Below are 19211 nucleotides of genomic sequence, written 5' to 3'. Positions count from 1 at the left end.
ATTCAACTCCTGTCATGGAAAAGTGGTTGCCAGAGGTCGATTAGCCCCTGCATCAAGCCACCGCGCCAACAAAGCGCATCATGTCCGCCGTCAACCTGACGCCAGAAAATGGATTTTTTTATGGGGTGTAATTGCGCATACAGCGCCTGATTGGCCCGCATAATCATCGGCTCGCGAATACCCGCTTCCAGCACAATGCGCAGACCTTCGGCGCTAACTTCACCAGCTTTAAGCTTTTCAAGTAACACGCCCTCTTGCTGCCCGCCCCGATGCGGCCACCAGTACGATCCTGACTGGCTTAATACACAGCCAAAGCGTTCAGGCCAGTGCAGTCCGGCATACAGCGCGGAAAGTCCACCAAAACTCTGCCCGGCGACCACGGTGCGATCGGCACTATCGCTAAAAGGAGCGATTGTTTTCACCAGCGGCAGTAACTCTTGCTGTACTGCCAGCCAGAAATCCGCATTACACGGAAGTTCGCGGGCACGGTGCGTGGTGTCAATAGCATCGATCAACACATACACGGCGGGAGGAAGTTGCTGACGATAGGTCAGCGAAGTCAGCGCAGGCCAGACGGGCATACTTTGCGCCCAAAATTCGCCATCGAGCAGAATGGCTAACGGACGCTCTTCGGCTGGCGCATCACCAGTGGAAAAAATCCATACACGACGTGAATTTTTCAACCATTCACTTTTCCAGATAATTTCTTTGGCAGGTATTTCTGGCGCTTGCGGACAATCCCATCCCGGTTGCAGAGGCGCTTGCGGCATTTCGAGTGCAGAAACAGCGTGCCCTCGCCCGCCTTTCCAGCTTTGTGGATTCAGCGGATCGGCTATCGCCTGGGGTAATAGTTTTCGCCAGCCCTCACGTAATTCGAGGCGATCGGGTGATGGTGCAGAAAAAATGTCATCGCGTTCAGTGGGAATAAAACAGTAGCTGCCGCGCCAGTTAGCACTGAGTTGTGTCGTCCACTGCCAAACGTCAGTGCCTGCAATGCGCTGCATCGACTGGGGCTGGCTGTTCTGATGGTGATCGGTAACGCCAGTGATATAAACCCATACGCGCTTTATCGTCGAGCGGTCTTCAGAACCTTGAGGGTCACGCCACCAGAAAGTGACCTGATATATTTCGTCATTCAGACGCTGCCATTCCGGGCCATGTTTCGACAGCCACCAGCTCTCACTTCCCACGTTTAACGCCGTCACACCATAACCCCATGTTTACTGTGCAATTTTTTATTGATTGCAGAAATATATTGATAATATTATTGATAACTATTTGCATTTGCAATAGCGTATTGGCGCGCCATGTCAAGCGCGCACATTAATTAACCAACTGCACTGCGTGTCTTTCAGGATCAAAGGTTTTCGCGGTAGCGGGAGGCGTCATGCTGATGACGACCATGCCCGACAGTTGCAATTCGTGGCAAAAATGCAGGAATAAAACAATGAACAAGAAGATTCATTCCCTGGCCTTGTTGGTCAATCTGGGGATTTATGGGGTAGCGCAGGCACAAGAGCCGACCGATACTCCTGTTTCACATGACGATACTATTGTCGTTACCGCCGCCGAGCAGAACTTGCAGGCGCCTGGCGTTTCGACCATCACCGCAGATGAAATCCGCAAAAACCCGGTTGCCCGCGATGTGTCGGAGATTATCCGTACCATGCCAGGCGTTAACCTGACCGGTAACTCCACCAGTGGTCAGCGTGGTAATAACCGCCAGATTGATATTCGCGGCATGGGTCCGGAAAACACGCTGATTTTAATTGACGGCAAACCGGTCAGCAGCCGTAACTCGGTGCGTCAGGGCTGGCGTGGCGAGCGCGATACCCGTGGTGATACTTCCTGGGTGCCACCTGAAATGATTGAACGTATTGAAGTTCTGCGTGGTCCGGCAGCTGCGCGTTACGGCAACGGCGCGGCGGGCGGCGTGGTTAACATCATTACCAAAAAAGGCAGCGGTGAGTGGCACGGCTCCTGGGACGCTTATTTCAATGCGCCAGAACATAAAGAGGAAGGTGCCACTAAACGCACCAACTTCAGCCTGACCGGTCCGCTGGGCGACGAATTCAGCTTCCGCTTGTATGGCAACCTCGACAAAACCCAGGCTGACGCGTGGGATATCAACCAGGGTCATCAGTCCGCGCGTGCCGGAACGTATGCCACGACGTTACCAGCCGGGCGCGAAGGGGTGATCAACAAAGATATTAACGGCGTTGTTCGTTGGGACTTCGCGCCTCTGCAATCACTCGAACTGGAAGCGGGTTACAGCCGCCAGGGCAACCTGTATGCGGGCGATACTCAGAACACCAACTCCGACGCCTACACTCGCTCTAAATACGGCGATGAAACCAACCGCCTGTATCGCCAGAACTACTCACTGACCTGGAACGGTGGCTGGGATAACGGTGTGACCACCAGTAACTGGGTGCAGTACGAACACACCCGTAACTCGCGTATTCCGGAAGGTCTGGCGGGCGGCACCGAAGGGAAATTTAACGAAAAAGCGACACAAGACTTCGTCGATATCGATCTTGATGACGTGATGCTGCACAGCGAAGTTAACCTACCGATTGATTTCCTCGTTAACCAGACGCTGACGCTGGGTACGGAGTGGAATCAGCAGCGGATGAAGGACTTGAGTTCCAACACCCAGGCGCTGACCGGGACGAATACCGGCGGTGCTATTGATGGTGTGAGTGCCACCGACCGTAGCCCGTATTCAAAAGCAGAAATTTTCTCGCTGTTTGCCGAAAACAACATGGAGCTGACTGACAGCACCATCGTAACGCCGGGGCTGCGTTTCGATCATCACAGCATTGTTGGCGATAACTGGAGCCCGGCGCTGAACATATCGCAAGGTTTAGGCGATGACTTCACGCTGAAAATGGGCATCGCCCGTGCTTATAAAGCGCCGAGTCTGTACCAGACTAACCCGAACTACATTCTCTACAGTAAAGGTCAGGGTTGCTATGCCAGCGCGGGCGGCTGCTATTTGCAGGGGAACGATGACCTGAAAGCAGAAACCAGTATCAACAAAGAGATTGGCCTGGAGTTCAAACGCGACGGCTGGCTGGCGGGCGTCACCTGGTTCCGTAACGATTATCGCAATAAGATTGAAGCGGGCTATGTGGCTGTAGGGCAAAATGCAGTCGGCACCGATCTCTATCAGTGGGATAACGTACCGAAAGCGGTGGTGGAAGGTCTGGAAGGATCGTTAAACGTGCCGGTTAGCGAAACGGTGATGTGGACCAACAACATTACTTATATGCTGAAGAGTGAAAACAAAACCACGGGCGACCGTTTGTCTATCATCCCGGAATATACGTTGAACTCAACGCTGAACTGGCAGGCACGGGAAGATTTGTCGATGCAAACAACCTTCACCTGGTACGGCAAGCAGCAGCCGAAGAAGTACAACTATAAAGGTCAGCCAGCGGTTGGGCCGGAAACCAAAGAAATCAGTCCGTACAGCATTGTGGGTCTGAGCGCGACCTGGGATGTAACGAAGAATGTCAGTCTGACCGGCGGCGTAGACAACCTGTTCGACAAGCGTTTGTGGCGTGCGGGTAATGCCCAGACCACAGGCGATCTGGCAGGAGCCAACTATATTGCCGGTGCTGGTGCGTATACCTATAACGAGCCGGGACGTACGTGGTATATGAGCATTAATACTCACTTCTGATGCTAACGTCAGATTGTTGACAAAGTGCGCGTCGTTCATGCCGGATGCGGCGTGAACGCCTTATCCGGCCTACAAAATCTTGCCAATTCAATATATTGCAGGATCACGTAGGCCTGATAAGCGTAGCGCATCAGACAGTTTTGCGTTTGTCATCAGTCTCTAATATGGTCGACATGAAAACTACGCATACCTCCCTCCCCTTTGCCGGACATACGCTGCATTTTGTTGAGTTTGAGCCGGCAAGTTTTTGTGAGCAGGATTTGCTCTGGCTGCCGCATTACGCGCAACTGCAACATGCCGGACGTAAACGCAAAGCCGAACATTTAGCCGGACGGATTGCTGCTGTTCATGCGTTGCGAGAGTATGGCTATAAATGTGTGCCCGCAATCGGCGAGCTACGCCAACCTGTGTGGCCTGCGGGGTTATACGGCAGTATTAGCCACTGCGGGGCTACGGCATTAGCTGTGGTATCCCATCAACCAACAGGTATTGATATCGAAGAGACCTTCTCTGCACAAGCAGCGGAAGAGCTGAAAGACAGCATTATGACACCAGCAGAATACGAGCTGCTTGAGGTCAGCGATTTACCCTTTTCTGTGGCGCTTACACTGGCATTTTCAGCGAAAGAGAGTGCGTTTAAGGCAAGCAAGTTACAGACAGTTCAAGGTTTTCTGGATTATCAAATAATTAACTGGAATAAACAGCAGATCATCATTCGTCGAGAGGATGAGAAGTTTGCTGTGCACTGGCAGATAAAAGAAAAGAGAGTCATCACGCTGTGCCAACACGATTAATTGACAATACCCGGTGCGATTCGCCCGCAGCCATTGCTGACTGCGGGCGAAAGTGTAAAGCAGGTGCCTTACCATCCAGACCTGACAACCGGATATGCGGGGATTGCTCCCCGCACAACGGCTACTTCTTCGGTTCGTAAGCGAGAACAGCCCTGAACTCAATATTACGTTCTTTTACGGTGAACTCACACAGCGAGTCTCCGACCAGAAGCGTAAATCCCAGCACCGTTAAACACAGCACTATGACTGCCACAAGGGCATATTTCGTCAGCATGTTTATATTGCCTCCATGCGAAGAAGGGACTACCATCCAAATTGTCTGGTTTGGAGTGGCAGCCCCAGGGTTGATAGAAATATCGTCCTGGGGCTTCATCTTTCCAGATCTCAGAGTTAACCTGAAACCGGAAAGCTTCAGGCACCCGCCGTTATCTTACCCTTCCTTAATAAAATTGCTGTTTATTTATACAGTAAATCCTGTTCCGGACTTCTCACTACTCATTTGATCAACCGAAGCTGAGCCAGTTTTTTCTGCACGCCCCAATCGTCAAAATTCTTCGCCGCCAGCCAGCTCTGCCACTACTGGTCACCTTGCAAAAGTAGCCAAATTGCTTCAGTAGCAATCAGTTCACCACCACCAAAAAAAAAACATTCCAGAACTTCCGCATCTCGCCCTGCCGCTGCCACTTCTATACTGGAATGAAAATGCCAACATAAGAGAAACCTATGCCATTACCTGAGTTTCATATTTCTGAACCTTTTACCCTCGGTATTGAACTGGAAATGCAGGTGGTTAATCCTCCGGGATATGACCTTAGCCAGGACTCTTCAACGCTGATTGACGCCGTTAAAAATCAGATCACTGCCGGGGAAGTGAAGCACGATATCACCGAAAGTATGCTGGAGCTGGCGACAGATGTTTGCCGTGATATCAACCAGGCTGCCGGGCAATATTCAGCGATGCAGAAAGTCGTATTGCAGGCAGCCGCAGACCATCATCTGGAAATTTGCGGCGGTGGTACACACCCATTTCAGAAATGGCAGCGTCAGGAGGTGTGCGATAACGAACGTTATCAACGGACGCTGGAAAACTTCGGCTATCTCATTCAGCAGGCGACCGTTTTTGGTCAACACGTGCACGTTGGCTGTGCCAGTGGCGATGACGCTATTTATTTGCTGCACGGCTTATCGAGGTTTGTGCCGCACTTTATCGCCCTTTCTGCCGCGTCGCCGTATATGCAAGGAACGGATACGCGTTTTGCCTCCTCAAGACCGAATATTTTTTCTGCCTTTCCCGATAATGGCCCGATGCCGTGGGTCAGTAACTGGCAACAATTTGAAGCCCTGTTTCGCTGCCTGAGTTACACCACGATGATCGACAGCATTAAAGATCTGCACTGGGATATTCGCCCCAGCCCCCATTTTGGCACGGTGGAAGTTCGGGTGATGGATACCCCGTTAACCCTTAGCCATGCGGTAAATATGGCGGGATTGATTCAGGCCACCGCCCACTGGTTGCTGACGGAACGCCCTTTCAAACATCAGGAGAAAGATTATCTGCTGTATAAATTCAACCGTTTCCAGGCCTGCCGTTATGGTCTGGAAGGCGTCGTTACCGATCCGCACACCGGCGATCGTCGACCACTAACGGAAGACACCTTGCGATTGCTGGAAAAAATCGCCCCTTCTGCACATAAAATTGGTGCATCGAGTGCAATTGAAGCACTGCACCGCCAGGTTATCAGCGGTCTGAATGAAGCGCAGCTGATGAGAGATTTCGTCGCCGATGGCGGCTCGCTGATTGGACTGGTGAAAAAGCATTGTGAGATTTGGGCTGGAGACTAAGCGGAGAATTGCGTTACGCAGAAATATCCCCGACAATGGTGTTTTAACTTACATTTAACAATGTTATGAAACACCCCTTAGAAACCTTGACTACCGCAGCAGGCATTTTGCTGATGGCTTTCCTCTCTTGCCTGCTGCTGCCCGCCCCTGCGCTGGGGCTGACGCTGGCACAGAAACTGATGACCACGTTCCATCTGATGGATCTGAGTCAGCTTTACACATTGTTATTTTGTCTGTGGTTTTTAGTGCTGGGCGCTATTGAATATTTTATTCTTAGATTTATCTGGCGACGCTGGTTCTCGCTGGCGGATTAAACGTCGATTATCACCGTACTTCGCGGCATACTTTGCTTATTCTCCTTCGCCTTAAGGAACGTTTATGGATAAGCAATCACTGCACGAAACGGCGAAACACCTTGCCCTTGAGTTACCCTTCGTCGAGCTTTGCTGGCCGTTTGGCCCAGAGTTCGATGTCTTTAAAATTGGCGGCAAGATTTTTATGCTGTCGTCGGAGCTGCGCGGCGTCCCCTTCATAAATCTGAAGTCCGATCCACAAAATTCCCTGTTAAATCAGCAAATATATCCAAGCATTAAGCCTGGGTATCACATGAATAAAAAGCACTGGATTTCTGTGTATCCCGGCGAGGAAATCTCTGAATCGTTGCTCAGCGAGCTGATCAACGACTCATGGAATTTAGTGGTTGATGGCTTAGCTAAACGCGATCAAAAAAGGCTGCGCCCTGGCTAAAACGGAAATCTATAGAGCATTTTTCTCGCTTACCATTTTACTTTGATCCTTGTAATCTGCTGGCACACAAACATCTTTCACAAGGAGTCTTTATGGATATCATTTCTGTCGCCTTAAAGCGTCATTCCACTAAGGCATTTGATGCCAGCAAAAAACTTACCCCGGAACAAGCCGAGCAGATCAAAACCCTGTTGCAGTACAGCCCATCCAGCACCAACTCCCAGCCATGGCATTTTATTGTGGCCAGCACGGAAGAAGGTAAAGCGCGTGTCGCTAAATCCGCCGCCGACAATTACGTGTTCAACGAACGTAAAATACTTGATGCCTCGCACGTCGTGGTGTTCTGCGCGAAAACCGCAATGGACGATGCCTGGCTGAAGCTGGTTGTTGACCAGGAAGATGCCGATGGTCGCTTTGCCACGCCGGAAGCCAAAGCGGCGAACGATAAAGGCCGTAAGTTCTTCGCCGATATGCACCGTAAAGATCTGCATGATGATGCAGAGTGGATGGCAAAACAGGTTTATCTCAACGTCGGTAACTTCCTGCTGGGCGTTGCGGCACTGGGTCTGGACGCGGTGCCAATCGAAGGTTTTGACGCGGCGATCCTCGATGAAGAATTTGGTTTGAAAGAGAAAGGTTACACCAGTCTGGTGGTCGTACCGGTAGGCCATCACAGCGTGGAAGATTTTAACGCTACCCTGCCGAAATCTCGTCTGCCACAAAGTATCACCTTAACTGAAGTGTAATTCTCCTTTATAGCCGGGAACTGATCCCGGCTATTTCACATCAGATTTTCCTGATTTGCATAACCCTGTTTCAGCCGTCATCATAGGCCGCTGTTGTATACAGGAGACGTTATGCAGGATTTAATATCCCAGGTTGAAGATTTAGCGGGTATTGAGATTGATCACACCACCTCAATGGTGATGATTTTCGGTATTATTTTTCTGACCGCCGTTGTAGTGCATATTATTTTGCACTGGGTGGTACTACGTACCTTCGAAAAACGCGCCATTGCCAGTTCACGGCTGTGGTTGCAAATCATTACCCAGAATAAACTATTTCATCGTTTAGCTTTTACCCTGCAAGGGATTATCGTCAATATTCAGGCGGTATTCTGGCTGCAAAAAGGCACCGAAGCGGCTGATATTCTGACCACCTGCGCGCAGTTGTGGATCATGATGTATGCGCTGCTTTCAGTCTTCTCGTTGCTGGATGTTATTTTAAATCTGGCGCAGAAATTCCCGGCAGCAAAACAGTTACCGCTAAAAGGGATATTTCAGGGGATAAAGCTGATCGGCGCAATTCTGGTCGGCATATTGATGATCTCACTGCTGATTGGTCAGTCACCAACCATTCTGATCAGTGGTCTTGGCGCAATGGCTGCCGTGCTGATGTTGGTATTTAAAGATCCGATTCTTGGTCTGGTAGCAGGTATTCAGCTTTCCGCGAACGATATGCTGAAACTGGGCGACTGGCTGGAAATGCCGAAATACGGCGCGGATGGCGCGGTGATCGATATTGGTTTAACCACCGTCAAAGTGCGTAACTGGGATAATACAATTACCACTATTCCCACCTGGTCTCTGGTTTCTGACTCCTTTAAAAACTGGAGCGGAATGTCAGCCTCTGGTGGACGACGCATTAAACGCAGTATCAGTATTGATGTCACCAGTATTCGCTTTCTTGATGAAACCGAAATGCAACGGCTGAATAAAGCTCATCTGTTAAAGCCTTATTTAACCAGCCGCCATCAGGAAATTAATGAGTGGAACCGCCAGCAAGGGTCTACGGAGTCAGTATTAAATCTGCGCCGAATGACGAATATTGGAACTTTTCGTGCCTATCTGAACGAATATCTACGAAACCATCCACGTATTCGTAAAGATATGACCTTAATGGTACGCCAGCTTGCACCGGGCGATAATGGTTTACCGCTTGAGATATATGCGTTTACCAATACCGTAGTGTGGCTGGAATATGAAAGCATTCAGGCTGATATTTTCGACCATATATTTGCCATCGTCGAAGAGTTTGGTCTGCGACTTCATCAGTCGCCAACCGGCAATGATATTCGCTCTCTGGCAGGTGCATTTAAGCAATAATTAAAAAACCGCTCTCATCGAATGGATGAGAGCGGACATCGTTTTGTCGGATGTAGCGTGAATGCCTTATTTCCGGCGCAGCGTTTTAAACGCCACAAACAGGAACACAATCCACACCGGCAGCAAAATTGCTGACAAGCGCATATCATCCATCGTGCACATCAGCACCAAAATCATGCCGAGGAAGGCAATGCAAAGATAGTTGCCGAACGGATAGAGCAGTGCCTTAAACTGTGTTTCTCGCCCCTGACGTCGCATCGCCGCGCGAAAACGCAGATGCGCCAGGCAGATCATAATCCAGTTCAGCAGCAGCGTTGCCACCACCAGCGCCATCAGCAAACCAAACGCTTTTTGCGGCAGCAGATAGTTAATCAACACCACCAGCGAAGTGATCGCTCCAGAAAGCATCAACGAGTTGATCGGCACGCCGCGACGGCTAACACGGGTAAGAAACTTCGGCGCATTCCCCTGTACAGAGAGGCCAAACAGCATCCGGCTGTTGGAGTAAACCCCGCTGTTATACACCGACAGCGACGCCACCAGAATGACAAAGTTCAGCGCAGAAGCCACCACATTACTGTCGAGATTATGGAAAATCATCACAAACGGGCTACTGTTGGATTTCACTTCCACCCACGGGTAGAGCGCCAGTAAAACCACCAGTGAACCGATATAAAACAGCAGGATACGATAAACCACCTGATTCACTGCCTTCGGAATGCTTTTTTCTGGATCGCGCGCTTCAGCCGCAGTAATCCCAATCAGCTCCAGACCGCCGAAGGAGAACATAATCACCGCCAGCGACAAAATCAGCCCATTCCAGCCGGTGGCAAAGAAACCACCGTAGCGCCAGAGGTTGTCGATACTGGCTTTCTCGCCGCCGTGACCAGAGAACAGCAGCCACAGGCCAAAACCGATCATGCCGATGATCGCCAGCACTTTAATCAGCGCGAACCAGAACTCAGTTTCACCATACAAGCGCACGTTCACCAGGTTAACGGCGTTGATGATAATAAAGAAGGCAGCAGCCCAGATCCAGGTGGGAACATCCGGGAACCAGTACTGCATATAGATACCCGCCGCCGTCAGCTCTGCCATTCCTACCAGCACGAACATCACCCAGTAGTTCCAGCCGGAGAGGAAGCCCGCAAACGGTCCCCAGTATTTATAGGCAAAGTGGGCAAACGAACCGGATACCGGCTCTTCGACCACCATCTCGCCGAGCTGGCGCATAATCAGGAAAGCGATGATCCCGGCAACGCCGTAGCCCAGCAATACAGCCGGCCCCGCCATCTGAATCGCCGGACCAATGCCAAGAAACAGACCAGTACCAATGGCGCCACCCAGCGCAATTAGCTGAATATGACGGTTATGTAATCCCCGATGAAGCGTCGGTTCTTGATTCGACGCAGTATCTTCCGATACGGTTGACGCGTTTTTCACGCCTTTCCCCTGTGTGTCTTTTTTATTGAGGGGCTCCTTTTAACATTTAGTGCTGGTCGTCGCAAGACACAATCCACACAGTTAAACCGGGTATCCTGCTTTTATTTCCGTACCCGATGCCGATGCAGCCACATCAGCTTATACGCCGCCGGGATAATAAACAGCGACAGCAAAGGTGCGGTGATCATGCCGCCAATCATCGGCGCGGCGATACGGCTCATCACTTCGGAACCCGCCCCCGTTCCCCACAGAATCGGCAGCAGACCGGCGATAATCACCGCCACCGTCATCGCTTTCGGGCGCACGCGCAGTACCGCGCCGTGATACAACGCCTCATCCAGTTTCTGCTCGCTGAATGTTTGTGGATTATCCAGCGACGGCTCTGCCTCTATGGCGTGACGTAAATACATCAGCATCACCACGCCAAACTCGGCAGCGACCCCGGCGAGAGCGATAAAACCGGTGCCGGTCGCGACGGAAAGATGAAAGCCCATCCACCACAGAAACCAGATACCGCCCACCAGCGCAAACGGTACGCTGCTGATAATCAGTAACGCTTCGCCCACCCGACGGAACGCCAGATATAACAGCACGAAAATGATCATCAGCGTCATCGGCACCATGAGTTTCAGCTTATGGTTGGCGCGCTCCAGTAGCTCGAACTGACCGGAAAACGCCACGCTGGTGCCCGGTTTCAACTGCACTTTTTCGGCAATCGCTTTTTGCAGATCGTGAACCACCGACACCATGTCACGATCGCGGGCGTCGATATAAATCCAGCTCGTCGGGCGCGCATTCTCGGTTTTCAGCATCGACGGACCGGTGGAGACGTTAACGTCGGCCACGTCTGCCAGGGTGATTTGCTGTTTCATCGGCGTCAGGATCGGCAACTGTCGCAGAGCCTGCGGGCTATCGCGCCAGCTTTGCGGATAACGTAGATTAATTGGATAACGGGCAATCCCTTCCACCGTTTCGCCAACCATCGCCCCACCCACCGCAGATGTCACAAACAACTGTACATCCGCCACCGTCATACCGTAACGCGCGGCTTTTTCACGGTTAATCTCAATATTGATATAGCGCCCACCTTCCAGACGTTCGGCAAGAGCAGAAGCCACGCCTGGCACCGTTCGCGCCACGTCTTCAATTTGCTCCGCCATCGCGTCGATATCCGCCAGCACATTGCCGGACACTTTAATGCCGATGGGGCTTTTAATGCCGGTGGAAAGCATATCAATACGGTTACGGATTGGTGGCACCCACAGATTCGCCAGCCCCGGTAGTCGCACGGTGCTATCCAGCTCTTCGATGATTTTGTCCATCGTCATGCCAGGCCGCCACTGATCCTGCGGCTTAAGCTGAATGGTCGTTTCTACCATCTCCAGCGGAGCGGAGTCGGTGGCAGTTTCCGCTTTCCCGGTTTTGCCAAACACCCGCGCCACTTCCGGTACGCTCATAATCAGCTTGTCGGTTTTTTGCAGCATACTCGCTGCTTCCGACGCGGAAATCCCCGGCAGCGTCGAAGGCATATACAACAAGTCGCCTTCATTGATCTGCGGTAAAAATTCCCCGCCAACTTTATTGAGCGGCCAGATAACTGTCAGCACCGAAAGCGCCGCCACCAGCAGCGTGGTTTTCGGCCAGTGCAGTACTTTCAGCAACAGCGGATGGTAAATACGAATCAAAAAACGATTGAGCGGGTTACTGCTTTCTGGCGGAATTTTGCCACGGATCCAGTAGCCCATCAGAATGGGGATCACCACGATCGCCAGCAGCGCCGCGCCTGCCATGGCATAAGTTTTGGTGAACGCCAGCGGACCAAACAGACGCCCTTCCTGCCCTTCCAGAGTGAAGATTGGGATAAACGACAGCGTGATAATCAGCAGACTGATAAAAAGCGCCGGCCCCACTTCAACAGATGCATCGGTAATCACCTGCCAGCGCGTTTTATTATCCAGCGTGGCGTCAGGATGCTGGTGCTGCCACTCTTCCAGCCGTTTATGCGCATTCTCGATCATGACGATAGCGGCATCGACCATCGCCCCGACGGCAATCGCAATACCGCCCAGCGACATAATATTGGCATTCAGCCCCTGGAAGTGCATGACAATAAAAGCAATACACAACCCCAGCGGCAACGAAATAATCGCCACCAGCGCCGAGCGCACATGCCAGAGAAACAGCGCGCAGACTACCGCCACCACAATAAACTCTTCCAGCAGCTTGCCGCTGAGGTTGTCGAAGGCGCGGTCAATGAGCTGGCTGCGATCGTATGTTGTAACTATCTCCACGCCTTCCGGCAGACTGCTTTTCAGCGTTTCCAGTTTGTCCTTCACGGCGGCGATCACTTCACGGGCATTTTTGCCGGAACGCAGGATCACCACCCCGCCAGCGACTTCGCCTTCGCCGTTCAGTTCCGCAATGCCCCGGCGCATTTCCGGCCCTACCTGGACTTTCGCAACATCACGCAAATAAACGGGCACGCCATTTTCACTGGCTTTTAAAACGATGTGATTAAAGTCGTCGAGCGTTTGCAGATAGCCGCTGGCGCGCACCATATATTCCGCTTCCGCCAGTTCAATCGACGAACCACCCGCTTCCTGGTTTGAGGCATCCAGCGCGCTTTTCACTTCGGCGAGTGTGATGCCATATTGCGCCAGGCGCTGGGGATCGATAACCACCTGATACTCTTTCACCACACCGCCCACCGACGCCACTTCCGCAACGTCAGGGATGGTTTTTAGCTCATATTTGAGAAACCAGTCCTGCAATGAGCGTAAATCAGCCAGATCGTGCTTACCGCTGCGATCCACCAGCGCGTATTCATAAATCCAGCCAACGCCCGTGGCGTCTGGCCCCAGCTCCGCGCTGACACCCGCTGGCAGCTTACCCTGCACCTGGTTGAGGTACTCCAGCACCCGCGAGCGCGCCCAGTATGGATCTGTGCCATCTTCGAAAATGACATACACATAAGAGTCGCCAAACTGCGAGAAACCACGCACAGTCTTCGCGCCAGGCACCGACAACATGGTGGTAGTTAGCGGATAAGTCACCTGATTTTCAACGATTTGCGGTGCCTGACCGGGATAGCTGGTTTTAATAATCACCTGCACATCAGAGAGATCCGGCAGTGCATCCACTGGCGTGTTAATGATGGTCCAGGTGCCCCAGATGCTCAAAAACAACGCGCCCATCAGCACCAGAAAACGGTTCGCCACCGAGCGACGAATAATCCATTCAATCATTGGTTATTCCCTCAATGCGCGTGGGTAGCACTTTCAGAGCGCATCCGCTCCAGCGCGCCAGAAATATTGGCTTCAGAATCAATCAGGAACAGGCCGCTGGAAACCACCTTTTCCCCTTCCGCCAGACCTGAGCGTAACGCGGTGACGCCTTGCGAGGCCTGGAAAACGGAAACGCGTTTCGGTACAAAGCGCCCGTCGGCGTCAACGGTAATCACCCGCTGTTCGCTGCCGGTATCAATCAGCGCCTGTGACGGAATGAGCAGCATCGGTTCGCTGGCGGTGTTGAGTTGCAACCAGGCGTTCATTCCCGGCTTTAGCGCCTCGTCGGCGTTGTCGACTTCCAGACGCAGTTGCAAAGTGCGGGTCGCGGCATCTACGCCGGGTAGCATCGTCCATTTGCGGATGGTGAGCGTTTTATCGGGTCGCGCCGGAACGGTGAGCGTAAACTGCGAGGCATCTTTCACCAGCCAGGCGATAGACTCCGGGATCGCAGCAGTGACCCACACCGGGTCCATACCCTGAATTTTCGCTACCACATTATCTTTGGCGATATTCATTCCCGCGCGCAGATCAAACGCGGTGATCACGCCATCAATGGGCGCTTTGAGCGTAAAGCGAGTCTGGATTTTTTGCGTGGCGATCAGGCGGCGAATATCGGCCTCCGGCATTCCCGCCAGCCGCAGGCGTTCAAGAATACCTTCGGTCTGGGTCGCCGTACCGCCGGTTTCGCGCAGCAGTAAATACTCACTCTGCGCTTCCACCCAGTCGGGAATGGTCAGGTCGAGAAGCGGCGCGCCCTTTTTCACTTTATCGCCCACCGTGAGCGGATAAACTTTGTCAATAAATCCGGCGGCTCGAGCCTGCACAATGGCAAACTGATACTCGTTGTAACTGACATTCGCCGGGAAACTCTGGGCAAAAGTCAGCGGCCCGCGCGTGACGGTAGCCGTTTTCACCCCCAGATTCTGCGTCTGGGTCGGGTCAATGCGTACACCAGACGCAGAACTCTCTTCATCGGCATATTTCGGCACCAGATCCATATCCATAAACGGCGATTTACCTGGTTTATCGAACCGCGTATTGGGATACATCGGGTCGTACCAGAATAAGATTTTACGTTCTGCGGTTGGCGTTTTTTCCACTGGCGGTTCCGCCTTTGCAAACCAGGTAAAACCTGCCGCAGAAATAATACCGCCCGCGATCATGCTGCCGATAATAAGCGCGATTTTTTTCATTGAATTAAACCTGGGTTACTGGCTGACTTTAATATCCTGTAATAAAGAAAGGTTGCCCTGCTGGACAAAATTAAACGCCACTTTGTCGCCGGTTTTAATTTCACCCATTTTCGTCTGCGGGGTGATGGTAAAGCGCATAGTCATCTCTGGCCAGTTCACTGCGGCAATCGGATCGTGGTGGATGGTGATTTTTTTGCTTTCCAGATCAACACCTTTTACCACACCGGTGGCGCTAATCACCTGCGGTTGTGCTTCGCTCATGGTTTCATGATGATGTTCGTTAGCCTGGGCATTAAAACCAATAACAGTAAACAGACTGAACATTGCGACTTGCAGTGCTTTTTTCATTTATTCTCTCCTGGAGTTAAAAATTATTGCTGCCAACCGCCACCCAGGGCGGTATATAAAGAAATTTCATTAACCTGACGGGCATAATTCAGGTCGAGTAAGGTTTGTCGGGTAGCAAATAAAGAACGTTCGGCATCCAGCACTTCCAGATAACTGACTGCGCCGTGCTGATATAATGCCCGTGCCCGTTGCAGGGTAATTTGCAGCGACGCCAGATAACGCTGTTGGGCGCTAATTTGATCATTCAGGCTTTGACGTAACGCCAGCGCATCTACCACTTCTTTAAAGGCATTCTGGATTTTTTGTTCATAATTCACCACCGACTGCTGCTGGCGAATTTCAGCGATATCCAGATTGGCCTGGTTACGCCCGGCATTAAAAATGGGGATCTCAATTTTGGGAATAAAATTCCACATTCCGCTGCTGGCGTTAAATAATGATGAGAGATCGCTGCTGGCGGTTGAGATTCCGCTGGTCAGACTGATAGACGGGAAAAATGCCGCGCGTGCGGCGCCAATATTGGCATTAGCCGCCATTAACGCGTGTTCAGCTTCCATAATATCCGGGCGCTGCAACAAGATTTGCGACGACAAGCCCGCCGGTAATTTAACGCTTTGCAGGCTGTCGCTACCCGCTGTCTGCGCTTGCGGCAGCTTGCCGTAGCTTCCTAATAACAGTTGCAATGCATTATTCGCCTGCGCCAGTTCCCCCTGACGTTTAGCGATATCGCTGCGGGTACTTTCAATCACCCCGCGAGCCTGTTCCAGCGCCAGAACATTGCTGCTGCCGGTTAACAGTTGTTTTTCGACAAACGCATATGACTGCTGATAATTACGCAGCGTTTCTTCGGCTATTTGCAATTGCGCATAAGCCAGTTGCTGATTGAAATAGCTTTGCGCGACATTAGAAACCAGCAGAATATGCACCGCGCGCTGAGCTTCCTCAGTGGCTAAATAATTTTGTCGCTCGGCTTCGCTCATGTTCTTTAAGCGACCGAAAAAATCGAGGTCAAAGCTGGCGTTAAGGCCAGTCGAAAACTCCCTAGTCGTGGCTGAATCGCCTTTAAGATTGCCGCTCCAGCTGCCGCTGCCATCGCCATTGAGTTGCGGGTAACGGTCGGCATCGGTCAGACGATATTGCGCCCGCGCCTCCTGCACTTTCAGGGTCGCCATGCGCAAATCCCGGTTATTCACCAGCGCCTCGCTAATCAACGTCTTCAGTTGATTATCAACAAAAAAGGTGCGCCAGCCCGCGTTCTGGTAGTTATCTGCCGCGTTAACCAGGCCGTTCTGGCTGAGTGAGAACTGTTGCGGCACAGGCATTGCCGGACGCTGATAATCCGGCGCCAGTGAACAACCGGTTAGTGCAAGGGCTACACAAAGTGTCAGGAGTTTACAAGAAGACATAGGCGCATAATTTCTGGTGATTTTATGCCGCCAACTTTACCCTCCAGGCTCTGATTTTCCGGTGACAGGAAAATGACAAAATTGTCATTTTGCCAATAAGCGATTGCCATCTGATCCCGCTCCTCTAGAATTGCCCGGGCAACATGCGGAGGAAATATGAAACTGTTGATTGTCGAAGATGAAAAGAAAACCGGAGAATACTTGACCAAAGGGTTAACCGAAGCCGGTTTTGTAGTCGATTTGGCCGACAACGGGTTGAATGGCTACCATCTGGCGATGACCGGTGATTATGATCTGATAATCCTCGATATTATGCTGCCGGACGTGAACGGCTGGGATATCGTGCGCATGTTGCGTTCTGCCAACAAAGGGATGCCGATTCTGCTGCTCAGCGCGCTGGGTACGATTGAACATCGTGTCAAGGGGCTGGAGCTGGGAGCGGATGACTACCTGGTGAAGCCGTTCGCTTTTGCTGAACTGCTGGCGCGGGTGCGCACTTTACTGCGGCGCGGGGCGGCGGTAATTGTCGAAAGTCAGTTTCAGGTTGCCGACCTGATGGTCGATCTCGTCAGCCGCAAAGTCACCCGCAGCGGCACGCGCATCACTTTGACCAGTAAAGAGTTTACTCTGCTGGAATTTTTTCTCCGCCATCAGGGCGAAGTGCTGCCCCGCTCGCTTATCGCCTCACAGGTGTGGGACATGAATTTTGACAGCGACACCAACGCCATTGATGTGGCAGTGAAGCGGCTGAGAGGCAAAATCGACAACGACTTTGAGCCGAAGCTAATTCAGACCGTGCGCGGCGTGGGCTATATGCTTGAGGTGCCGGATGGCCAATAAGCCGTTTCAGCGCCCGTTTTCGCTGGCAACCCGCCTGACCTTTTTTATCAGCCTTGCCACCATCGCGGCATTTTTCGCCTTCGCGTGGATCATGATCCACTCGGTAAAGGTGCATTTTGCCGAGCAGGATATTAATGATTTAAAAGAGATTAGCGCCACGCTCAAGCGCGTTCTTAATCATCCTGAAGAGACGCAAGCCCGACGCTTAATGACGCTGGAAGATATTGTCAGTGGTTATTCCAACGTATTGATTTCTCTGGCAGATAGCCACGGTAAAACGGTGTATCACTCCCCCGGCGCGCCCGATATCCGCGAGTTTACGCGTGACGCCATACCCGATAAAGACGCGCGGGGCGGCGAGGTGTATCTCCTTTCCGGCCCGACGATTATGATGCCAGGCCACGGTCACGGGCATATGGAACACAGCAACTGGCGGATGATTAGCTTGCCGGTTGGCCCGTTGGTGGACGGCAAACCGATTTATACGCTCTACATCGCACTTTCGATCGATTTTCATCTTCATTACATTAATGATTTGATGAATAAACTTATTATGACCGCATCGATCATCAGCATCCTGATCGTCTTCATCGTGCTGTTGGCGGTACATAAAGGTCACGCGCCGATCCGCAGCGTCAGCCGTCAAATCCAGAATATCACCTCGAAAGATCTCGACGTTCGCCTCAACCCGCAGACCGTGCCCATTGAGCTGGAACAGCTGGTACTGTCGTTCAACCATATGATCGAGCGTATTGAGGATGTCTTTACCCGCCAGTCCAATTTCTCAGCGGATATCGCCCACGAAATTCGCACACCAATTACAAATCTCATTACGCAAACAGAAATCGCCCTCAGCCAGTCGCGCAGCCAGAAGGAGCTGGAAGATGTGCTCTACTCTAATCTCGAAGAGCTGACGCGAATGGCGAAAATGGTCAGCGATATGCTGTTTCTCGCTCAGGCCGATAACAACCAGCTAATCCCCGAAAAGAAAATGCTCAACCTGGCGGATGAAGTCGGCAAAGTGTTCGATTTTTTCGAGGCGTTAGCAGAAGATCGCGGCGTGGAGCTGCGGTTTGTTGGTGACGAGTGTCAGGTTGCGGGCGATCCGCTGATGCTGCGTCGGGCGTTAAGTAACCTGCTTTCTAACGCCCTGCGTTATACGCCGCCCGGAGAGACAATTGTAGTACGCTGCCAGAAGGTCGATCACCTGGTGCAAGTTTCCGTCGAAAACCCCGGTACGCCCATTGCGCCCGAACACTTACCGCGATTGTTTGACCGTTTCTACCGCGTTGACCCTTCCCGCCAGAGAAAAGGCGAAGGTAGCGGCATTGGTCTGGCGATAGTGAAATCGATTGTTGTCGCGCATAAAGGCACGGTTGCGGTTACGTCAGATGCGCGGGAGACAAGGTTTATTATCACATTACCCGCTTAATCATTCAGCAAACGGCAACTTTTATAACCAGTGTAAAAATAACGTGCCGCAATAATCCTACCTATTAATGGTAAAAAGCTGTCACA

The 19211-nt window shown here is 51.8% G+C and carries 16 protein-coding genes and 1 pseudogene; 10 read left to right on the top strand and 7 right to left on the bottom strand.

What is annotated here, in order from left to right:
• Positions 1 to 2 precede the first annotated feature (2 nt).
• Positions 3 to 1205, bottom strand: coding sequence for an enterochelin esterase (fes, locus tag WC5_RS09260; RefSeq protein ID WP_000126121.1), 1203 nt, complete (start codon positions 1203 to 1205; stop codon positions 3 to 5).
• A gap of 242 nt (positions 1206 to 1447) precedes the next feature.
• Between fes and fepA the strand changes: the two genes are divergently transcribed.
• Both fepA and entD read left to right on the top strand, forming a co-directional pair.
• Positions 1448 to 3688, top strand: a complete 2241-nt coding sequence (fepA, locus tag WC5_RS09265; protein ID WP_001034898.1) for a siderophore enterobactin receptor FepA — start codon at positions 1448 to 1450, stop codon at positions 3686 to 3688.
• 173 nt (positions 3689 to 3861) lie between these two features.
• Complete coding sequence (gene entD / locus WC5_RS09270) at positions 3862 to 4482, top strand: enterobactin synthase subunit EntD (protein ID WP_077629238.1); 621 nt, start codon at positions 3862 to 3864, stop codon at positions 4480 to 4482.
• Between the two features lie 121 nt (positions 4483 to 4603).
• Here the strand turns inward: entD and hokE are convergent, their stop codons facing one another.
• Positions 4604 to 4756: a type I toxin-antitoxin system toxin HokE gene (gene hokE / locus WC5_RS09275; RefSeq protein ID WP_000956467.1), complete on the bottom strand. Its 153-nt coding sequence runs from the start codon at positions 4754 to 4756 to the stop codon at positions 4604 to 4606.
• Here hokE and WC5_RS26030 point away from each other — a divergent pair.
• From WC5_RS26030 to ybdG, 6 genes and pseudogenes are all read left to right on the top strand, one after another.
• Positions 4725 to 4999: pseudogene (locus WC5_RS26030) on the top strand (hypothetical protein). The gene hokE and the pseudogene WC5_RS26030 overlap by 32 nt on opposite strands.
• Before the next feature lie 206 nt (positions 5000 to 5205).
• Positions 5206 to 6324 (top strand): YbdK family carboxylate-amine ligase, encoded by a 1119-nt coding sequence (locus WC5_RS09280; protein WP_001130710.1) that lies wholly within the window; start codon positions 5206 to 5208, stop codon positions 6322 to 6324.
• Positions 6325 to 6389: 65 nt separating this feature from the next.
• Positions 6390 to 6638, top strand: coding sequence for a DUF1158 domain-containing protein (locus WC5_RS09285; protein ID WP_000682511.1), 249 nt, complete (start codon positions 6390 to 6392; stop codon positions 6636 to 6638).
• A 64-nt stretch (positions 6639 to 6702) separates the two neighbouring features.
• Positions 6703 to 7071: an MmcQ/YjbR family DNA-binding protein gene (locus WC5_RS09290; RefSeq protein ID WP_000360932.1), complete on the top strand. Its 369-nt coding sequence runs from the start codon at positions 6703 to 6705 to the stop codon at positions 7069 to 7071.
• 92 nt (positions 7072 to 7163) lie between these two features.
• Positions 7164 to 7817: an oxygen-insensitive NAD(P)H nitroreductase gene (gene nfsB, locus WC5_RS09295; RefSeq protein ID WP_000351445.1), complete on the top strand. Its 654-nt coding sequence runs from the start codon at positions 7164 to 7166 to the stop codon at positions 7815 to 7817.
• Between the two features lie 111 nt (positions 7818 to 7928).
• Positions 7929 to 9176, top strand: coding sequence for a mechanosensitive ion channel YbdG (gene ybdG / locus WC5_RS09300; RefSeq protein ID WP_001153137.1), 1248 nt, complete (start codon positions 7929 to 7931; stop codon positions 9174 to 9176).
• 66 nt (positions 9177 to 9242) lie between these two features.
• Here ybdG and pheP read toward each other — a convergent pair whose 3' ends face one another.
• The 5 genes from pheP to cusC form a co-directional block, all read right to left on the bottom strand.
• Positions 9243 to 10619 carry a phenylalanine transporter gene (gene pheP, locus WC5_RS09305; protein ID WP_000786322.1) on the bottom strand — a complete coding sequence of 459 codons (1377 nt, stop codon included), beginning with the start codon at positions 10617 to 10619 and terminating at the stop codon, positions 9243 to 9245.
• 101 nt (positions 10620 to 10720) lie between these two features.
• On the bottom strand, positions 10721 to 13864 hold the full coding sequence (cusA, locus tag WC5_RS09310; RefSeq protein WP_016231620.1) for a Cu(+)/Ag(+) efflux RND transporter permease subunit CusA: 3144 nt from the start codon (positions 13862 to 13864) through the stop codon (positions 10721 to 10723).
• Between the two features lie 11 nt (positions 13865 to 13875).
• Positions 13876 to 15099, bottom strand: coding sequence for a Cu(+)/Ag(+) efflux RND transporter periplasmic adaptor subunit CusB (gene cusB / locus WC5_RS09315; protein WP_000717129.1), 1224 nt, complete (start codon positions 15097 to 15099; stop codon positions 13876 to 13878).
• A gap of 15 nt (positions 15100 to 15114) precedes the next feature.
• The gene (cusF, locus tag WC5_RS09320; protein WP_000709872.1) at positions 15115 to 15447 is read right to left on the bottom strand and encodes a Cu(+)/Ag(+) efflux RND transporter periplasmic metallochaperone CusF; all 333 of its coding nucleotides are present in this window, start codon (positions 15445 to 15447) and stop codon (positions 15115 to 15117) included.
• A 23-nt stretch (positions 15448 to 15470) separates the two neighbouring features.
• Positions 15471 to 16853 (bottom strand): Cu(+)/Ag(+) efflux RND transporter outer membrane channel CusC, encoded by a 1383-nt coding sequence (gene cusC / locus WC5_RS09325; protein WP_000093103.1) that lies wholly within the window; start codon positions 16851 to 16853, stop codon positions 15471 to 15473.
• Positions 16854 to 17009: 156 nt separating this feature from the next.
• Here cusC and cusR point away from each other — a divergent pair, with 156 nt between their 5' ends.
• Positions 17010 to 17693 (top strand): copper response regulator transcription factor CusR, encoded by a 684-nt coding sequence (gene cusR, locus WC5_RS09330; RefSeq protein ID WP_000770939.1) that lies wholly within the window; start codon positions 17010 to 17012, stop codon positions 17691 to 17693.
• A complete protein-coding gene (cusS, locus tag WC5_RS09335; protein ID WP_001284604.1) occupies positions 17683 to 19125 on the top strand; it encodes a Cu(+)/Ag(+) sensor histidine kinase CusS in 1443 nt (480 codons plus the stop codon). The genes cusR and cusS overlap by 11 nt, the downstream gene beginning before the upstream one ends.
• Positions 19126 to 19211: the final 86 nt, after the last annotated feature.

The organism is Escherichia sp. KTE114 (genome assembly GCF_000407765.1).
Lineage (GTDB): Bacteria > Pseudomonadota > Gammaproteobacteria > Enterobacterales > Enterobacteriaceae > Escherichia > Escherichia ruysiae.
The sequence above is the reverse complement of the archived record's forward strand: the minus strand, read 5'-3'. Positions and strand labels throughout refer to the sequence as shown.